Origin of the sequence: Oceanibium sediminis, from assembly GCF_003265325.1 — a bacterium.
Taxonomy (GTDB): Bacteria; Pseudomonadota; Alphaproteobacteria; order Rhodobacterales; family Rhodobacteraceae; genus Halovulum; species Halovulum sediminis.
On the sequence record NZ_QGNX01000060.1, the window covers coordinates 1 to 490 of the forward strand.

The window sequence follows — 490 nt, forward strand, 5'->3', positions numbered from 1 at the left end:
GCAATCCGCCGATTTCGAAAAGAACCCGATCGGGACCGGACCATACAAGATCACATCATACGTTCCCAGCGGCCAGGTGGTGATCGAGAAGAACCCCGATTACTGGGGCACACCCGGAGAAGCCGACAAGATCACCTTCCGGATCATGCCGGAGGCCTCGACCCGGCTTGCCGCGCTCGAGACCGGCGAAGTCCAGATCGCCGAGAACCTGCCGCCGGACAAACTCGCCTACCTGCGTGAGAACAAGGACATCAGTGTCGTCTTCACGCCGACACTGCGGGTCGACTACATGGTGCTGAACCACAACAATCCTTTGATAGCCAATGTCAAATTCCGCGAAGCGCTGTCGCTGGCCATCGACCGCCACGGCATCGTGGAAAACCTGCTTGCCGGGACGACGAAGGTAGCAAACTCGATCTCGCCCCCGGGCACGATCGGCTACGACGCCAGTCTTCCGGATTATGCCTATGATCCCGAGCGGGCGAAGGAG

The 490-nt window shown here is 59.8% G+C and carries 1 protein-coding gene; it reads left to right on the forward strand.

Translation table 11 applies throughout. The features are described 5' to 3' along the window. A partial coding sequence (locus DJ029_RS21545) for an ABC transporter substrate-binding protein (RefSeq protein ID WP_232823178.1) occupies positions 1–490 on the forward strand: 490 nt, incomplete at both ends.